The 17,974-nt window shown below is 40.9% G+C and carries 18 protein-coding genes; all 18 read left to right on the plus strand.

The genetic code is table 11. From position 1 onward, the window contains the following. The first annotated feature begins 1 nt into the window (after window position 1). The 18 genes from MHB69_RS08105 to asd all read left to right on the plus strand — a co-directional run bounded on the left by MHB69_RS08105 (window position 2) and on the right by asd (window position 17,891). The gene (locus tag MHB69_RS08105) at window positions 2-991 is read left to right on the plus strand and encodes a phosphotransferase (protein ID WP_342496143.1); all 990 of its coding nucleotides are present in this window, start codon (window positions 2-4) and stop codon (window positions 989-991) included. Continuing rightward, window positions 988-1,716 (plus strand): SDR family NAD(P)-dependent oxidoreductase, encoded by a 729-nt coding sequence (locus tag MHB69_RS08110; protein ID WP_342496144.1) that lies wholly within the window; start codon window positions 988-990, stop codon window positions 1,714-1,716. Before MHB69_RS08105 ends, MHB69_RS08110 begins: the two co-directional genes overlap by 4 nt. A gap of 14 nt (window positions 1,717-1,730) precedes the next feature. Beyond that, window positions 1,731-2,504 carry a glucose 1-dehydrogenase gene (locus MHB69_RS08115; RefSeq protein WP_034281865.1) on the plus strand — a complete coding sequence of 258 codons (774 nt, stop codon included), beginning with the start codon at window positions 1,731-1,733 and terminating at the stop codon, window positions 2,502-2,504. Between the two features lie 15 nt (window positions 2,505-2,519). Further along, complete coding sequence (locus tag MHB69_RS08120) at window positions 2,520-3,326, plus strand: histidinol-phosphatase (protein WP_087975420.1); 807 nt, start codon at window positions 2,520-2,522, stop codon at window positions 3,324-3,326. A 23-nt stretch (window positions 3,327-3,349) separates the two neighbouring features. Next, the gene (locus MHB69_RS08125) at window positions 3,350-4,432 is read left to right on the plus strand and encodes a myo-inositol-1-phosphate synthase (RefSeq protein ID WP_034281869.1); all 1,083 of its coding nucleotides are present in this window, start codon (window positions 3,350-3,352) and stop codon (window positions 4,430-4,432) included. A 3-nt stretch (window positions 4,433-4,435) separates the two neighbouring features. After that, on the plus strand, window positions 4,436-5,287 hold the full coding sequence (locus tag MHB69_RS08130; RefSeq protein WP_342496145.1) for an HAD hydrolase family protein: 852 nt from the start codon (window positions 4,436-4,438) through the stop codon (window positions 5,285-5,287). After that, entirely contained in the window at window positions 5,288-6,424 is a 1,137-nt protein-coding gene (locus tag MHB69_RS08135; protein WP_081124398.1) for an aminoacyl--tRNA ligase-related protein, read from the plus strand. Then, entirely contained in the window at window positions 6,411-7,541 is a 1,131-nt protein-coding gene (locus MHB69_RS08140) for a nucleotidyltransferase family protein (RefSeq protein WP_342496146.1), read from the plus strand. The genes MHB69_RS08135 and MHB69_RS08140 overlap by 14 nt, the downstream gene beginning before the upstream one ends. Before the next feature lie 4 nt (window positions 7,542-7,545). Next, window positions 7,546-8,802: an ATP-grasp domain-containing protein gene (locus MHB69_RS08145; protein ID WP_342496147.1), complete on the plus strand. Its 1,257-nt coding sequence runs from the start codon at window positions 7,546-7,548 to the stop codon at window positions 8,800-8,802. Next, window positions 8,789-10,099 carry a type III PLP-dependent enzyme gene (locus tag MHB69_RS08150; RefSeq protein WP_342496148.1) on the plus strand — a complete coding sequence of 437 codons (1,311 nt, stop codon included), beginning with the start codon at window positions 8,789-8,791 and terminating at the stop codon, window positions 10,097-10,099. Before MHB69_RS08145 ends, MHB69_RS08150 begins: the two co-directional genes overlap by 14 nt. Then, a complete protein-coding gene (locus MHB69_RS08155) occupies window positions 10,065-11,258 on the plus strand; it encodes an acyl-CoA dehydrogenase family protein (RefSeq protein ID WP_342496149.1) in 1,194 nt (397 codons plus the stop codon). Before MHB69_RS08150 ends, MHB69_RS08155 begins: the two co-directional genes overlap by 35 nt. 25 nt (window positions 11,259-11,283) lie before the next feature. Next, window positions 11,284-12,279, plus strand: a complete 996-nt coding sequence (locus tag MHB69_RS08160) for a hypothetical protein (RefSeq protein WP_342496150.1) — start codon at window positions 11,284-11,286, stop codon at window positions 12,277-12,279. After that, the gene (locus tag MHB69_RS08165; RefSeq protein ID WP_342496151.1) at window positions 12,248-12,802 is read left to right on the plus strand and encodes a hypothetical protein; all 555 of its coding nucleotides are present in this window, start codon (window positions 12,248-12,250) and stop codon (window positions 12,800-12,802) included. Before MHB69_RS08160 ends, MHB69_RS08165 begins: the two co-directional genes overlap by 32 nt. A gap of 12 nt (window positions 12,803-12,814) precedes the next feature. Then, on the plus strand, window positions 12,815-14,782 hold the full coding sequence (gene asnB / locus MHB69_RS08170) for an asparagine synthase (glutamine-hydrolyzing) (protein ID WP_342496152.1): 1,968 nt from the start codon (window positions 12,815-12,817) through the stop codon (window positions 14,780-14,782). A gap of 62 nt (window positions 14,783-14,844) precedes the next feature. Further along, the gene (locus MHB69_RS08175) at window positions 14,845-15,117 is read left to right on the plus strand and encodes a YlmC/YmxH family sporulation protein (protein WP_034281978.1); all 273 of its coding nucleotides are present in this window, start codon (window positions 14,845-14,847) and stop codon (window positions 15,115-15,117) included. Window positions 15,118-15,239: 122 nt separating this feature from the next. Continuing rightward, window positions 15,240-16,142 carry a dipicolinic acid synthetase subunit A gene (gene dpaA, locus MHB69_RS08180; protein ID WP_041117424.1) on the plus strand — a complete coding sequence of 301 codons (903 nt, stop codon included), beginning with the start codon at window positions 15,240-15,242 and terminating at the stop codon, window positions 16,140-16,142. Beyond that, complete coding sequence (gene dpaB / locus MHB69_RS08185; RefSeq protein ID WP_046311007.1) at window positions 16,139-16,732, plus strand: dipicolinate synthase subunit B; 594 nt, start codon at window positions 16,139-16,141, stop codon at window positions 16,730-16,732. The genes dpaA and dpaB overlap by 4 nt, the downstream gene beginning before the upstream one ends. Before the next feature lie 139 nt (window positions 16,733-16,871). Next, window positions 16,872-17,891 carry an aspartate-semialdehyde dehydrogenase gene (asd, locus tag MHB69_RS08190; protein WP_342496153.1) on the plus strand — a complete coding sequence of 340 codons (1,020 nt, stop codon included), beginning with the start codon at window positions 16,872-16,874 and terminating at the stop codon, window positions 17,889-17,891. The last annotated feature ends 83 nt before the right edge of the window (window positions 17,892-17,974 follow it).

The following is a 17,974-nucleotide window of genomic DNA, read 5'->3' on the forward strand; positions in this document are numbered from 1 at the left end:
CATGACGACACTAGATGATGCTAATAATGTCCTGAAATATTGGTTTTCTGAACAGCCGATTCGCTTAACACCTTTAAACGGAAGAAGCCCTAATGAAGGATGGCTTGTCGAAACGATCAAAAACCGTTTTGTCTTAAAAAAATGTGCGAGAAATCATGATGCAAAGTGGCTTCAATATTTAGAGGAATTAACAGATGCTCTGCTTGATCATGGATTCCCGATTCAACCTATGGTGGAGGCAGAAGACCGTCGTAAGACCATTTTATTCAAAGAACACTTTTGGCAGCTGCGGCCCTATTTCGAAGGAAGACCATATGAAATGGGAAATCGTTCAGATGAACAAGAAGCCATCCGGGTATTAAAACAGCTCCATTCACTGAAGAACTTACCGAAAGGACCTGTGAATCCAAACTGCGAATTGAAGAACTGGATTACTTCTCCGGACGAAACGCTCGGCAAGACGGCTTATGCCCTAAAAAAGGTTGTTTCTTCTAAAAAGGCTGCTGCTTTGCTCAAAGTGTATGAACGGGAACTAATGAATATCATCACGCTGCTAAACCCTAATATATATGAAGCATTACCTCATGCTGTTACACATGGTGACTTTCATTCCGGCAACCTGTTAATTCGTAACAAAAAGCTTGCCATGGTTCTTGATTTTGATACAGCAGGCTTTAGACCGCGCATATATGATGCAGCCATATCTGCTTTTTTGTTAACGAGAATCAAGAGAGGAACGTTTCAACTAGATATTGTGAAAACGATTCAATTTTTAAAGGCATATGCAGATGACTTATCCGAATATGAATGGCGTTCTATATCTGCTTTTATCAGACTTTTATATATTCCAACAGGGCGGTATTTAACACTGCTGCATACCTATACACCTCACTTACTAAACTGGTATATTGATTGGTCTTTCGAAGCACTAGAATCTGCATCGAACCAGCTGAAGGAAGATTGGTATCTCCAAAAGGAGATGAGAACATGAAGATCGCTGTTGTCACTGGCGGAAACAGGGGCATAGGCAAAGAGGTATGCAGACAGCTTGCGCAGTGTGGAATGCTTGTTATTTTAACTGCACGGCAGCTTGAAAGTGCCAAAATAGCTGCGTCTGAAATGACTGAGCATGTTGTGCCATTTCAGCTGGATGTAACAAGTGAAGAATCGGTTGAACGTTTCTCGGCATTTATGAAAGATTCGTTCGGGAGAGTGGATGTGCTCATTAATAATGCCGGTGTCTTTCATGACAACATAAAGGATCACACATTTCCATCTTTTCTAGATCTTCCTGTATCGACACTCCAAGAAACGATGAATGTGAATGTGTATGGTGCAGTCAGAATGACCAAGGCCGTTTTCCCTTACATGAAAGAGGCGGGATATGGACGGATTGTCAATGTATCTAGCGGTATGGGAAGGCTCTCTGCGATCTACGCTTCAGGCGATGTCAGGCGTGACGGAAAAAGCGGTCCTTACTACCGGATGTCAAAAGCGGCGCTGCATGTTCTCACAAAAGTCACAGCTTTAGAGGGGGCACCCTATTCTATCCTTGCGAATGCAGTGTGTCCCGGCTGGGTACAAACGGACATGGGGACATCAGAGGCTGTTAAAACCATACAGGAAGGTGCATCAGGAATCGTGTGGGCGGCACAGCTGCCCCGAGATGGACCAACAGGAGAATTGTTGAGGGACGGGCAAAGACTTCAGTGGTAAGAGGAGGCAGCTACATGCGAGGTATGAAAGGAAAGACAGTTATTGTGACAGGCGGAGCTCAGGGGATTGGATATGCGGTCGCAGAACGAGCCGCACAAGAAGGCGCACAAGTCGCCATTGCTGATCATCATGTAGATTACGGAATTGCAGCAGAAAAACAGCTCAAAGCAAATGGATATGATGTTTTGTTTATAGAGGCTGATATTGCTGATGAAGCATCCATTGTTTCAATGATCGAAAAAACAGCCAATCATTTTGGGAAAATAGACATGCTGGTGAATTGTGCAGCCGTGTTTATCATGCGGGGTCTTGAAGCAACCGTTGAAGAATGGCGGCGCATTATGGATTTGAATATTATGGGACAAGCGCTTTGTGTCAAACACACTTCGCCTTACATGGAGAAAATAGGAAAAGGATCGATTGTAAATATTGCCTCCATTTCAGGCCACATTGCCCAGCCGAAATATTTAACATATAACGCGACAAAAGCAGCTGTTGTCAATATGACGCGGTGCATGGCAATGGATTTGGCGGATGCAGGTATTCGTGTAAACGCAGTGAATCCCGGCACGGTATGGAACAAAAATAACGAGCGGTTCCATTTAGAAGAGCTTGGATTGACAAGAGAGCAAGCAAATCAGCATCCTGATATTGGCGGGATGCACATGTTGAAACGAACCGCTGATCCAGAAGAGATCGCATCTGCTGTCATCTTCCTTCTTTCAGATGAAGCGAGTTTTATTACAGGAGAAAATTTGATGGTTGACGGCGGCTATACTGCCATGTAGAGGAGTAAAAATTGCATGAAATTTGATCTGCACACACATCATCAACGCTGTGGTCATGCGGAAGGGAACATCAGAGAATATATCGATGAGGCTGTCAAATTAGGTCTGGATTTTATTGGGATATCAGATCACTCTCCGTTCTTTGGTGAAGAGGCTGACCACTTTAAACCATGGGTAGCGATGGCTAAAAGTGAATTTCAATCATATATAGAGGAAGTCCTGCAGTTGAAAAAGGAATATGACGGAAAAATTCACGTGCTGTTAGGTGTCGAATCTGACTATTTTCCAGAACACGAGACCCTTTACCGAGACGTGTATCGACATTATCCATTTGATTATATCATTGGCTCGGTTCATGTCAGTAATGGATATGACCTATTTAACCGGAAACGGTGGGAACAAATCACAGAGCAGAAAGCCATCATTGAAAAAGAAACGTATTACCAGTTAATTAAAATGTCTGCTGAGAGTCAAATGTTCGACGTTTTAGGCCATATTGACGCCTTAAAAGGTTTTTATCCAGAGATTGCTCATCTCAAAACAGAAGCTGTCGATGATGCACTGCAAGCAATTGCGGAGAGTGGTTCTGTCATTGAAGTGAATACCTCTGGCAAAACAAAAGACTGCGGCGGCTGGTATCCATCAATGGATCTATTAGAGCGAGCCAAATTTTATGGTGTGGATGTCACGTTTGGCTCAGATGCCCATCAGCCAGCCCGCGTAGCAGATGATTGGCTGAAAGTAAAACAGACACTGAAGGAATTAGGTTACAAGGAATGGTATATCTTTCAATCTCGTCAAAAGCGAAAATTGGCTCTATAAATTCTAAAAAAGGGGTTATGAAAATGACAAAAGTTCGCGTAGCAATTGCAGGAGTAGGATCATGCGCTTCAAGTATCGTTCAATTTGTAGAATTGGCAAAGGAAAAGATGGATACGCTCTCCGGTGTTATGCATGATGTCATTGGAGGTTATCACTTGTCTGATGTGGAATTTGTTGCAGCTTTTGAAGTAGATCAAAATAAAGTAGGAAAAGATTTATCAGAGGCTATTTTTACTAAACCAACGGCTGCAGTTAAACATATTGATGTTCCGTTTTTCCAAGTACCTGTTGAAGCAGGTCCTTTATGTGATGGTCTTGAAGGAGATTTGTCCAACTGCATTCAGCCGCATGAACATTCATTAAAAATGAACACACATGATGTGACGCAAAGATTAAAGGACGTTCAGGCAGATGTACTAGTCTGCTTCTTACCGACAGGTTCGTTTGAAGCAGTTCGAGTATACGCAGAGGCGTGTGCACACGCGCAAACTGCCTTTATTAATGCGACACCTGAACCAGTGGCAAATGATCCTGAATTTGTCAAAATGTTTGAAGAGTCGAATACCCCGCTCCTTGGAGATGATTTAAGAAGTCATTTAGGTGCCACAACACTGCATACAGCGTTAATTGAGCTATTAAAATCCCGAGGTATTGATATTACCAATACGTACCAATTGAATGTCGGTGGTAATACAGACTTTTTAAACCTTGCCAACCCAATGAGATCAACGAGTAAACAAAAATCGAAGAGAAAAGCATTATTTGCCTCTGGTATTGATGCCAGCGAAGTGGCAGCAGGTCCAAATGGCTATGTCAGCTACTTAGGGGATCATAAAGTCTGCTTCCTGCGATTGGAAGGAAATTCTGTTTTAGATTCAGACATTTCGCTTGAAATCCGTTTACAAGTAGAAGATTCTCCGAATTCAGCTGGTGTTATCGCTAACGCAATGCGCGTAGCAAAAGCAGCTAAAGATATGAATCACAGCGGTGTCATACATGACGTCTGCCCATTCTTATTCAAAAGCCCTCCAATTGGACAAGTAGATTCAGAATCATTGCGTTTATTCAATGAATATGTAGCAAATGCTGAGCTGAAAAAGGTGTGATCAGTGGAAGCAGAACTAAATCTTTGCGAGATAAAATTTGCCGCTTTTGATTTGGATGGAACATTAATTGATGACCGAGGCGAGCTTATTGGTGATGTCTATGGCGCAGTGAACATGCTGCGCCAAAGAGGCATTATTTCAATAATTGTCACAGGCAGAACCTATGATTCTTTCTTCTCTCTGAACTTAGATCCTTCTTTACTCAATTTATTTCATCATGATGTTTTGCTGAATGATGGAAATGTGATTTGCCATCATCAAAAGAAAACATTTGACGTTAAACAATCTCTAGATGCTGCTATATGCCGGCAGGTTATCTCATCACTTGATGGTCAAGCTGAATTTGTCATGGAATCACACGGGAAGCATGTGGCATCAAGTAAAAGCGCTAAGTTGAAATATTGCATGCTTTACACATTTCCACGAGAAAAAATAGAGGTTGGTCATCAGAAAGAATTCACATTTGACCGTGTGACAAAACTATTTATTTTACCGAAAGAAAAAATAGATATCGCTCATCTATTAAGAGATTGTCATTGTGATGTTGCGGATGCCCAGTTTTTAAATGCACAAGTGGTATCCCCGAAAGGAATTTGTAAGGCGGATATGCTTGAACGCCATTTATTAGATTGTTTTGGAGAAAGTGATTTAAATCGTGTGATTGCTTTTGGAAATGGTCATAATGACAGACTGCTGCTCAAGAAGGCGAGGTGGGGGCTGGCAGTTCAAGATAGCCATCCATCGGCGATTGAGTTATGTGATGTTCATCTGGGGGAGTCTATTTATAATTATCTTGATAAAGCTTCACAACCATTAGAAGCATCAAAAGTGATCAATAAAAAGGGAGGAATTTAGTTGAGAACCCTTCAGCTGCCTTTACCAGATGCAATAGAAGATACAATGATACCAGATTTTGTGGAAAGAGTTTCTTTTCTATCAGCCCATATTTTGCACGTTGATCTTCTTGAAGAGGAATCTGTTATTGAAGTAACAGTCGATCATACAGGAGATGCAGAGGCAATATCAGCTGCGTTTTTAAAGTTATCGTCAAATGTAGCTCAACTGCGGAGGTTTCGTGAAAAGGAAATGAAATCAAATATTCATTTAAAAAGTGAGCCTGTTCATTCGAAACTAAGCGGGGATGACCAAAAGAGAACTTTCTATGACGAAATTGAAATGGAACTCGCACACTATTTTGATCAATTATTCTTAAATATGGGGGCTTCACTTGGGGCCAAATTAAGAAAATACCCTTCTACGATGAGTAAAGAATTAATGGAAAAGTGTAAATACCATACAAATTTTCCGCAAAATATTTATTCTGTTTTTGAAATACCTCATGATTACCAGGTTATTGATGACATTCGAGAAAAGCATCATGGTTTTCTGCCTGAACACTTCCAGCAAGCAGGTCGATTTTTACAGCCGTGCATTTGTTATCACTGCTACGAGGAATGGGAAGGCAAGACCTATACAGACAATCAAATGATGACAGCAGCGGGGCAGTGTTTTAGACATGAAATTTCTTGGAAAGTAGATCCTCTAAGGAAACTAGAATTTAGTATGCGTGAAATTGTCTTTATCGGTGATAACGAATACATTAACGAAACAAGAAAAACACTTCTTGAACACACATGGCAATGTTTTCATCAGCTTGGCCTTAGTGGTAAGGTCACCACCGCAAATGACCCCTTTTTCTTTTATGATGATATGGATAAAGCGAATTATCAATTAATGGCAAACAGCAAATATGAGTTAGTAGCTGTGACAGAAAAGAAAGACGTTTCGATCGCTTCATTTAACGACTGTGGAGAGATGCTTTGTGAAAGGTTCCAAATCAAGGGAGAAAATGATAAGCCGCTTTATTCGGGTTGTGCCGCATTTGGTATCGATCGATGGGTTCAAGTATTTTTACAAACATACGGTCGAAATAAAACGAATTGGCCGGATGAGATGCTTCATATAAAGGAGGGTCACTATGCTGCAAAGTAATCTGACTCAAGAAGAGCACACAGCCCTCATTTTATCTACTCCTTTTTTAGAAGACAGCCAGATAGAAGAGATGCAGGAGCTTCTGTATCAGCAGCAAGACTGGAATGTCATTCTTGGAATGCTACATGTTCATCGGACAGCTGGTATTGCATGGATAAATATTAAACGTAACGCCATTCATTTAAGAAAAGATTTTAAAGCAACTTATTTTTTAAAGTCATTAGAGATTATGTATAAGGGGCAATTAGAAACGGCACGAGACAATATCACGTTAAACGATCAGTTATTTCAAGCACTTGATCAAAAAGGAATTGAATATGCCATTGTAAAAGGAAGTGTGATTGGCCAGTGGGCATACGGCGATGTAGGGCTTCGCTTATTTGGGGACAACGATCTCTTTATCTCACAAGATCAGCTGCAAGAAACTGGACATGTATTAAAAGAATTAGGCTATATTCAAGGTTCTTGGAATTATGAAACGGAGACAGTCACACCTGCGAAACGAAAAGACATTCTTTACCTCATCATGAACTCACATCAAACCTACACCTACATGAAACCTACACCAGAATGCCGCTTTATTGACTGTCATAAAATTGATGTTCAGTTTTCAGTTGACCTCATGACAGGAAACCGGACAGATTCAATTGTCCAAGAAATGCTGTCTAGACGAATTCAAACGTCTGTTGACGAGCACCTTGTATGGTCATTAAAAGAAGAGGATATGCTGATTTTCTTATGTATTCATTTTTACAAAGAGGCGATTTATTTAAATGAAGTGGAGTCAATGAAAGATTTACTGCTTTATAAGCTGCTTGATATATATGGCATGTTTATGAGAGATGACCTATTGGATGTGGAGTTGTTTGTCCGTCGAACGAAAGCGTATGGCTTTGGAAAGATGGTCTATTTTGCTTTGCATTATGTGAATGAAGTCTTTCCTCATACGATTCCTGATCTTGTCATGGAGGCACTTCAGCCTGAATCACTTGCTTATTTATCCGAAGTGCTGGATGCAAATGATGTCGTTCATACATGGAATCAGCCTATTCGTAAACGATTCTTTCACATTAATCGGTCTTTAGAAATTAAAAAGCATTCTGTTCATAAGGAGTAGTGTGATGAAAGATCCGGCAGCTCTATTTGATTTTAAGGGAAGAAACGACGTGATATGGTTTGGGAATATGAATCAAGAACAAATCTGGGATCAAACAAAGGCTTTACCTGTTATGACAGACCATGTTCAAAATGAACTCGTTCTTCAGCAAGAACAACAACTGCTTTTGATTGCTTCTAAGGATCATCATGTCATCATGCATCATCAGCCAGAACCTGCTTTTTTAGCCTATTTGGAAAAGCAGGGTATCAAGCTTCCACATATGATTCAAAAAGAAGATGCGTTCAATTTAAAGGGACTCATTGTACCCTATCTTTTAGATGAATCGGTTGATCAAGATTCGTCACTTGAAAAAAGAAAGATTTATGGTTCAAATCCAACACTCGTAAAGCGATTTAATCATAAGATTTCGACTAGAAAGTGGGCAGAAGAACATCAGTTTAATGTTACGTGTGGTGCTGTTTGTCAAAATGCTGACGAGTTAAAACAGACGTATGAAGAATTAAGGGCGAATCATTTCTCAAAAATGGTTCTGAAATTACCTTATGGATCATCTGGTAAGGGACTTCGTATTTTAAAAAACGAGAGAGAATTCATGCAGTTAGTGACTTTTATTGAAAGAAGAAAAATTCAAACAGACCTCCTCTTAGAGGGATGGCATCCAATTAAGCGATCTTTAAATGCCCAATTGCTCATTCAAGAGGAAGATTCACACTTACTTTCAATTACAGAACAGAAAATCAATGAGGACGGCATCTACTTAGGGACGAATTTTGCGCCTATTTATGAACACGACAAAAAACGTGAATATGAAGTAAGCATGCATCGAATCATAGAGCTTCTATATGCAGAAGGGTATCGAGGCGTGGTTGGCGTTGATTCGATCATTGATATAAATGAACAGCTCATACCGATCATTGAAATAAATGCACGGTTTACGCAGGTTACTTATTTACTCCCAATCATTTGCCGTTTTTTTTCAACCTACGAATATATTGAAAGCCGCTTTAAAAGATTCTCAAGCAGTGCCGACCTGCCGTTTGAAGATGTGTTAACGGAGGTAACAGAAGCACTCGATCCCGGAGAAGATGGTGGGTTTTTTATTTATACTTTCGGTAAAACGAGAGCGGATGATATGTGGCACTATCGACTGTTTATATTGTTTTACCATATGAAGAAGGACAAGCAGATTCATATGCTGAAAAAGTTTGATGATATGGAATTTTCAGCTGAAAGGGGGAGGGAATTTGCCGAAAAATGACGCTACGCTCTTAGAGAAAGCGAATGGTTATGGGACGCCGATGTATGTATACGATGGAGATGCATTAAAAGATCACTATGATCACATTACAGCATGGCTCCATCAATCAGCTGAGGTGTTCTTTTCATTTAAGTCCAATGGAAATGCCTCGATTGCGTCACTGTTACGGTCTTTTGGGGCTGGTATAGAAGTGGCTTCTGCAGGAGAGCTCCTTATGGCTGTAAAAGCAGGTTATTCCCCGGAGCATATCATTTTTTCTGGCCCTGGTAAGCAGAAGCAAGAGATCGATGCCGCTATTCAGCATGAGATCTATTGTATTATCGCCGAATCAAAGGAAGAGCTCATTTATATCGCTGAGTCTGCAAAGCATCAGGATAAACAGGTATCAGTAGGAATTCGGATTAATCCTGAATCCATTGAGTCACGGGCAAAAATCAAAATGGGTGGAGTTCCAAGTCCATTTGGGATAGATGAATCCAAACTGAAAGACGTATTTGACCTATTTCAGAAGTATGATCATTCGCTCTTATTTAAAGGGATTCATATGTATTTGGGAACGCAGGTTCTTGATGAAACATCGCTTTTATCATCGTTTGAATACACGCTCAATACAGCTGTTCGAATCAAGAATGAATTTGGACTAACATGCCAGATGGTTGATTTAGGCGGCGGGTTTGGCATTCCGTATTTTCAGCATGAGACACCTCTTCATGCTGAACGTTTATTTCAAAACGTAGCGGAATTGATTCGAACGTACGAAACTGAGCTGGAATTTCCGAGGTTTATTATTGAGATGGGGAGATTCCTTTTAGCGGAATGTGGGGTTTATTTAACCACTATACAATATGTAAAAGAATCAAAAGGACAGACGTTTTTAATTGCAGATGGAGGAATGCATCATCATCAAGCGATGACGTTTAGAGGCAGGCTGCTCCGCAATAATTATCCAATGCGGCTCATTAAACCTTCCAGCAAGCCCTCAGCTGTAGTGAAACAATCGATTGTAGGTCCACTATGTACTCCGGAAGACTTAATTGGCCGGCAGGTGGAGCTTCCGCAAGGCGATGTAGGTGATCTTCTTTGTATTGAGAAATCTGGGGCATATGGACTTTGCTACAGTCCTACCTTATTTTTAGGTCATTCTTCTCCGCTAGAGCTGCTTTTGTTTGAAGGAAACGATTATGTCATTCGAGAGAGAGGGACCCCGGATGATCTTTTATTAAAACAAAATAGATTATTCTTTACACAAAGGAGGGGTGAATATGACACTGACAGAGCTACGTCAAGAAACGATTGATCGTCTTATTTTGCAATTTTCGGAAAGGGCGAGTCAGCTTGATGACAAATTTCAGTTCCCGCATCAAAATCTAGACGAACTGATTGATTGTGGATTACATGTCGCCAATATGCCGAAACAAGACGGGGGTCTTGGATATGGATTTGAAGAAACGGTGACTCTTTTGTCACACATATCTAAAGGATGCGCGTCGACAGGACTCATTATGGCGATGCATTACTATTCGCTCGGCGCATTTTCTGAAGTGCTTACAAGTGAGCAGCAGGCCATGGTTTTTGACGATATTCGGCGTTCAGGAGAACTAATCGCTTCTGTTAGCGATCCGAATGTGATTTTTATTTATCAGCGTAAGCAAATGGACGGAATTCCGACCATTACCGCAGAAAAAACAGATGGCGGATATCTTGTGAGCGGAACTAAATTTACAGTAACTGGTGCACCGCGCATTAAATATTTACCGATTTATTGTCAGTATGCTCCGTCGTCATGCACATCTCAATATGGAATGACGGCTCTATTAATGACATTACCTACTGAAGGCGCTGCGATTGAAGAATCGTGGAATTATTCGGGCATGAGGGCATCGATGAGTCATCACATTCATTTTGACCAAGTGTTTATACCCGATCATCAGCTAATCGGACGGGAAGGCTATGCGATAGAAGATACTGAAAATTTAATTTACTGGTTTCGTCTAGCTGTTACAGCTGTTTATTATGGCATTGCAAAAGCAGCATATGAACATGCCCTCGGTATGGCATATAAAAGAAATGATCGAATTTCCAAGAAAAAATCAGCCTTTTTACCAGGTCCACAATTTCGTATTGCAGATATGAAAATTAAATTAGATGTTGCACATTCTCAGCTTATGGCTTGCGCTCAGCAAGCAGATCAAGAAAAGAAACAAAATCATTACTCAAGTGATTTGTATACGAAGACACTGATTACAAAACATTTTGTGACGCAAGCAGCAGAAGAAATCGTGCAGCTAGCTTCTCAGGTCGAGGGTTTTTCTTCATTACAGCAAGGAGCTTTGCTCGAGCGTTTAAGCCGAGATGTGAAAGCGGCAAAATTTCATCCGCCTTCTGAAGATTTATTAAAAGAAGTGATTGCGAAAAAAGAGCTGGGCATTATCCCGTTAAAAAATCGATGGGTATGATGGCAAGAAAAAGGAGGAGACATAAGTGGCTACTGCAGCACCTATTTACCGGAACAATTACTTAAACTGTTCTCAATTAACGATTGCAGCCATGCTTCTTAGAAAAGGGATTGAAATTGATAGGATTTGGAGGCAGGCAGGCCTTGTTTATAGACCCCAAAACAAAGGGTTTGTTTTGATCGGTTCCTTTAAACATTTTCGTGAGGATATTCTTCATCATAATGGCATTCATTTAGAAGAAATTTTTTACACGGAAGAGGAATTAGACCTCTATATCAATCGTGTGTTTAAACAGCATCCAAGCGGAGGGACTGTGTCTGTTTCCCTAGATATATTTGAATTACCGTACTGTCCATTTTACGAAAGAGAACATGGGTATCACACATTGGAAGTACTTGAGGTGAATGATGATCATGCAGTGGTCAGTGATCATGCATACTCCTATCATGGCACATTGAGTAAAGACCATTTTATGAAAGCTGCGCGCTCTGTATATGAACATACACCTCGAACCGAAAATCGTTATAAGTGGATCAAACATGTGGAACTTCAGAAAGAACCGGATGTGCTGGTGATATTAAAAGAGCATGCGGCCATATTAGAAGGAGCACCGCCGCATTTTGATTTGCCTGGAGCTGTCACAGGGCTGGGCGCTATTTCAGTCATTCAAAGGGATTATATTGATAGTATCAAAGACAATGAAACTGGAAATTTATTAGACAATGTTTACTTTGAAGGACTAAAGGATGTGGCTAACTCCAGAAAACATATGGTGACATTCCTATCTTCTTATGAAAATGAGCTTTTACATCCCCTTATTCAAGCGTTTGAAGATGCTTATCAAAGCTGGACAGTACTCGCCAATTTTACGGCTAGAGTAGGCCTCAGTAAAAATCCTCGCAGTATGATAGAAAGAACGGCGAATCGGTTTCAAAAAACATTAGAAGTGGAGACCAGCCTGCTCACAGAACTAAAAGAGGTGATTCAAAATGAAGACTTATCAAACTCTTTCTCTTCATAATTATGTCAATAACAGAGGCATCACATATCAAAATGAATATGAAAAAGGCCAATTAACAATTGGCGGAGCTTCTTTGCCGGCTGAGTTAATTATGAACGTGCAAGATCCTTTTATCGAAGGGATTCCATTTCAGTTCATATATCAAGATCAAGGAGACAATATTGAATTAGAGGGACAGTCTCTTCATTTTCCGCCACTTGAAGCAGAAGCGCTTCATGTCGTTGGCTGTTCATCCAATGGCAATCTTTACGAAGAGATTTCATTATTACGAGAGGGGAACGTTGTCTGTGAGACTCGGCTTTCATTAACGGATGTGATTGAACGTGAACCTGCATTTCATGATCGAGCGGCATATGCATTTGATTATATTCATACGGTATCCGGCATTAATCATCATATGACATCAAACCTATGGCTTGATTCGCTCACCTTCTCTAAAAAAGTAGTTTTTGATGAAATTCGCTTTCAAGATAATCCATTTATGCATATTTTCGCAATGACGATTCAGCAGTCAAATCATTAATGGAAGGGAGCCATGTCTATGTGCGGCATTGCAGGTTATTGTCATTTTAACCAAGCACCACTAGATCCTCACATCTTACTGAAGATGAAAAACGCACTTGCTGTGCGTGGACCTGATGATAGTGGTGTATATCAAGATGACTCAGTTGGTTTGGTTCATACGCGGCTTTCCATTATTGATATTCAATCTGGACCGCAGCCAATAACAAATGAAGATGATTCTATCTGTGTGATTCTAAATGGTGAGATTTATAATTTCAAAGATTTAAGAGAGAAATTATGGAATAAAGGCCATTTGTTTCGTACGCAGACAGATACAGAAGTACTTGTTCATGGTTATGAAGAATACGGAATTTCCTTTGTTGAGCAATTAAACGGAATGTTTGCAGCTGCGATATGGGATAAAAAGAAGAAAGCACTTTATTTGTTTAGAGACCGGTCTGGGATCAAACCGCTGTATGTTTCAGAATGCCGGGGAGGGCTTATTTTTGGATCGGAAATGAAGGCTCTTTTTCAGCATCCTGACATAAAAACTGCTATTGAGCCGGAGGCTGTTCTTAGTTATTTATCCTTCCGTTATTCGATCGGAGAGCAGACTTTTTTTCAAGGAATTCAAAAATTACCCCCAGGTGTTATCTTGAGAATAGATGAAACAGGCATAACAAAAGAGGCCTACTGGCAATATCCGCTTCCGGCTGATGGGATCGATCGGGGAGAACGTTATTATCAAAAGGAATTGTTTGAATTAATTCAAGATAGTGTGCAAAAACAGATGATGTCTGATGTGCCTGTGGGAGCTTTTTTGAGCGGGGGAGTGGATTCGACTTCGATTGTCGCTTTGATGTCCAAATACAAAAACGAGAATATTCATTGTTTTTCGACCAGCTTTGAAGAGGAAGGCTTTTCTGAAGAAAGTTATGCCAAACTCGCGGCAGATCAATACAATGTCAAGCTTCACTCACATCTAATGAGTGAAGAAGAGTACTTTCAATTACTGCCTGAAGTTGTGAAGCGAAGAGATCATCCTCTTTCGATTCCTCATGAAGTCGCTTTTTACCATATGTCACTGGAAGCAAAAAAGCACGTGACGGTTGTTTTATGTGGTGAAGGAGCGGATGAATTGTTTGCAGGTTATGGACGTGTCTTTAGGAGTCCAGCAGATTGGCGGAAAATTTTATGGCTTCAAAAAAACCGAAAACTGTCCTCCATCCTTTCTAAGGTATTATTTGAACCATCCTTTCAGCACGAGGTGCATCAAATGATCCACCTTGAAGGTGAGATGGATCATTACAAAAAAAGGTATGCATGGTTTACTGCTGGCGAAAAAGAGCTGCTTTTAAGTCGTCACGCTGATTCAATTGATCCTCCTGACTCGCACATGAACCAGTTTATTGCCCATTGTTTTCAAAAGATGGAGGGGGAGTCTTATGAAAATAAACTGCTCTATTTATTTCAGCAGATTCATTTACCCAATCTGTTAGACCGGCTGGATATGATGACGATGTCACATGGACTAGAAGCGCGTGTTCCATTTCTTGATCATCGCATCATCCAATTTGTCAATGACATGCCCTTCAAATATAAGCTTCCTTATAAAGGACTGCCTAGCAGGCTGCAAGCCTTTTTTCAGTCGAGTCTCAAAACAAGTGAGGTACAAGACATTCCGAAATATATGTTAAAAAAGACAATGGAGCAAACGGTGGATAAGCGTATATTATATAGAAGAAAAATGGGTTTTCCGGTTCCTGTGTATCATTGGATGAGCAAAAGGATGAAAGAAATCGAAGAGAAGCTTCTTGATCAACAAAGCTTTGCAACAGAACTGTTTCAAAGAAAGCCGCTAGAGCAATTTTTACGAAATCATTCGAATCAGATAAACAAAAATGGAGCGGATCAAAAAGTCTGGATGCTTTACAACTTGGAATTATGGCATGATCACTACATGAAAGAGGCTCGGCTTCCTCTCCAAACTAGTCATTAAAGAGATCCGGTCTATTTCTCTTGCCTGCTGCATATATGATACGGAAGGGAAGTGATGCGATTTTGAGGCTGAGTGAACTGTCGGGAAAAGAGATCGTCGATATTAAAAGAGCGGAGCGGCTTGGCGTGCTTGGACAAACTGACCTTGAAATCAATGAACAGGACGGTCAAATTACAGCACTCATTATACCTTCCGTGAAGTGGTTTGGCTTTCGAAAACAAGGAAATGACATCCGCGTCCCGTGGAATCACATTCAAAAAATAGGATCAGATATGATCATTCTCGATGTGCCTGAAGAACTTCAGCTGCACGGAGAAAAAGAGCACCCGCAATAATGGGTGCTCTTTTTCTTTTCTCTCTCTGATTTGTTCACAGGCTGAATCCTCTCCTCATATGCTGAAAGGGAGATTCAGAAAATATTACAGACTTTTTTAAATAAAGAAGGTGAACGGTCAGTATGTTGAGCGGTTTAACGGTTGCGGTGATCGGGGGAGATGCAAGGCAGCTTGAAATTATTCGCAAGTTGTCACAGCAGCATGCCAAAGTATTTTTGGTTGGATTTGACCAGCTGGATCATGGATTTATCGGTGCTGAAAAGCTGAAAATGTCTGAACTTCCATTCGAACAAGTAGACAGTATGATCCTGCCAGTATCTGGGACAACGGATGAAGGCGCTGTTGCTACAGTTTTTTCAAACGAGCAGGTCTTGCTGGAAGCTAAATATTTAGAAAGAACCCCTGCCCATTGTATCTTGTACTCAGGTATTTCAAATACGTACTTAGACAATCTGGCAAAGCAGGTGAACCGGAAGCTTGTGAAGCTGTTTGAGCGAGATGATATTGCCATATATAACTCTATTCCAACAGTTGAAGGAATTATCATGATGGCCATTCAGCAAACGGACTATACGATTCACGGGTCTCATGTCGCAGTCCTCGGACTTGGAAGAACAGGACTCACCATTGCCCGCACATTTCGGGCACTAGGGGCAGACGTAAAAGTAGGGGCGGCAGACACAGCACATTTAGCGCGGGCCTTTGAGATGGGACTTCATCCATTTTCAATGGACCAGTTAAAAGAGGAAGTAACGGATGTTGATATTATCATCAATACCATTCCAAGTCTTGTATTAGATTCATCTGTCATTGTCAGCATGACACCAAAGACACTCATTTTGGATATCGCCTCCCGTCCAGGCGGAACAGACTTTGACTTTGCACAAAAGCACGGAGTGAAGGCACTTCTTGCACCAGGACTCCCGGGGATTGTTGCACCAAAAACAGCAGGACAAATCATTGCAAAAGTGCTTTCCGGGCTTTTATGTGAACTTGCGGAGGAAAAAAGGGGGATGGAATCATGACAACATTAAAAGGGAAAAGAATCGGCTTTGGTTTAACAGGTTCCCACTGTACGTATGAGGCTGTTTTTCCGCAAATCGAAGCGCTTGTAAAAGAAGGGGCAGAGGTGCGTCCAGTGGTGTCGTACACGGTGCAGAGCACGAATACGAGATTTGGAGATGGAGCCGAGTGGATCGAGCGGATTGAGAAGCTGACTGGATTTCAAGCGATTGACTCAATCGTGAAAGCAGAGCCGCTCGGGCCTAAGCTGCCGCTTGATTGTATGGTCATTGCTCCTTTAACTGGAAACTCGATGGCGAAATTTGCAAATGCCATGACAGACAGTCCTGTTTTAATGGCTGCTAAAGCAACCATACGGAATCATCGACCTGTCGTTTTAGGAATCTCAACAAATGATGCGTTAGGTTTAAATGGTACAAATCTGATGAGGCTCATGTCGACAAAGAATATTTTCTTTATTCCGTTTGGTCAGGATGATCCATTCAAAAAACCGACCTCTATGGTCGCGAACATGAATCTGCTAACTCAAACAGTAGAAGAGGCACTCCAGCATAGACAAATTCAGCCAATTTTAATTGGACCAAACGAATAATAGATTCACTAGAAAATCATGAAAGATTCAAAAAAGATGCTTCAAGCCTTGCTTTTCTATGGTAAAATAAAATGTAAAAAGTCATAGGATGGCCATCCGAAAGAAAAGAATCATGGATGGGTCGGAAGGAGTTTTACTGATGGGAAGAGGATTGCATGTAGCTGTAGTTGGAGCGACTGGAGCTGTCGGTCAACAAATGTTAAATACACTAGCTGACAGAGATTTTGAAATGGATACACTTACTCTACTATCCTCAAAACGTTCTGCTGGAACAAAAGTGACATTCAGAGGTCAAGAGTACACTGTTCAGGAAGCAACACCTGAAAGCTTTGAAGGAGTGAACATTGCATTATTCAGTGCTGGAGGAAATGTTTCTAAAGCGCTGGCTCCTGAAGCAGTCAAACGAGGTGCGATTGTTGTTGACAACACAAGTGCTTTTCGTATGGACGAAAACATCCCTCTTGTCGTACCAGAGGTAAACGAAAAAGATTTGCATGATCATCAAGGGATCATTGCAAACCCTAACTGTTCAACGATTCAAATGGTAGCGGCATTAGAACCGCTTCGTCAGGCATATGGAATGAAAAAAGTCATTGTCTCTACGTATCAAGCAGTATCAGGTGCGGGACATGAAGCCATTGACGAACTATACAGCCAATCACAAGCCATTTTAAATAAAGAGGATGTAACACCAGAAGTCATGCCTTATCAAATTGCATTTAATGCGATTCCGCAAATTGATAAATTCCAAGACAACGGTTATACATTCGAAGAAATGAAAATGATCAACGAAACGAAAAAAATCATGCATATGCCTGAGCTGGAAGTAGCGGCAACATGCGTAAGGCTTCCAATTGAAACAGGTCATTCAGAATCTGTCTACGTCGAACTAGAATCAAATGATGCAACAGTGGAAGACCTCAAATCAATTCTAAAAGATGCACCAGGAATTACGCTGCAAGATGATCCGTCTCAGCAAATTTATCCAATGCCAGCAGATGCTGTTGGGAAAAACGACGTATTTGTCGGCCGCATTCGGAAAGATTTGGACCGTCCAAACGGGTTCCATATGTGGATTGTATCTGATAACCTGCTTAAAGGCGCTGCATGGAACTCTGTTCAAATTGCAGAAAGCTTAAAAGCATTAAAATTAGTTTAACATTCAATGGATGATGAGGACGAACAGAAGAGAGTTAGGCATCTTTCGCCTGCTCTCTTCTGTTACGTCAGAATGAACTTGGA

Origin of the sequence: Bacillus sp. FSL K6-0994 (assembly GCF_038630815.1) — a bacterium.
Classification (GTDB): domain Bacteria; phylum Bacillota; class Bacilli; order Bacillales; family Bacillaceae; genus Bacillus; species Bacillus safensis.

Excerpts from the sequence above, each read along its gene's own strand:
- dpaA (WP_041117424.1), top strand. The coding sequence starts at position 15,240 with ATGTTGAGCGGTTTAACGGTTGCGGTGATCGGGGGAGATGCAAGGCAG.
- MHB69_RS08145 (WP_342496147.1), top strand. The coding sequence starts at position 7,546 with ATGAAAGATCCGGCAGCTCTATTTGATTTTAAGGGAAGAAACGACGTG.
- MHB69_RS08105 (WP_342496143.1), top strand. The coding sequence starts at position 2 with ATGACGACACTAGATGATGCTAATAATGTCCTGAAATATTGGTTTTCT.
- MHB69_RS08110 (WP_342496144.1), top strand. The coding sequence starts at position 988 with ATGAAGATCGCTGTTGTCACTGGCGGAAACAGGGGCATAGGCAAAGAG.
- MHB69_RS08140 (WP_342496146.1), top strand. The coding sequence starts at position 6,411 with ATGCTGCAAAGTAATCTGACTCAAGAAGAGCACACAGCCCTCATTTTA.
- asnB (WP_342496152.1), top strand. The coding sequence starts at position 12,815 with ATGTCTATGTGCGGCATTGCAGGTTATTGTCATTTTAACCAAGCACCA.
- dpaB (WP_046311007.1), top strand. The coding sequence starts at position 16,139 with ATGACAACATTAAAAGGGAAAAGAATCGGCTTTGGTTTAACAGGTTCC.
- MHB69_RS08155 (WP_342496149.1), top strand. The coding sequence starts at position 10,065 with ATGACACTGACAGAGCTACGTCAAGAAACGATTGATCGTCTTATTTTG.
- MHB69_RS08165 (WP_342496151.1), top strand. The coding sequence starts at position 12,248 with ATGAAGACTTATCAAACTCTTTCTCTTCATAATTATGTCAATAACAGA.
- MHB69_RS08120 (WP_087975420.1), top strand. The coding sequence starts at position 2,520 with ATGAAATTTGATCTGCACACACATCATCAACGCTGTGGTCATGCGGAA.
- asd (WP_342496153.1), top strand. The coding sequence starts at position 16,872 with ATGGGAAGAGGATTGCATGTAGCTGTAGTTGGAGCGACTGGAGCTGTC.
- MHB69_RS08115 (WP_034281865.1), top strand. The coding sequence starts at position 1,731 with ATGCGAGGTATGAAAGGAAAGACAGTTATTGTGACAGGCGGAGCTCAG.
- MHB69_RS08125 (WP_034281869.1), top strand. The coding sequence starts at position 3,350 with ATGACAAAAGTTCGCGTAGCAATTGCAGGAGTAGGATCATGCGCTTCA.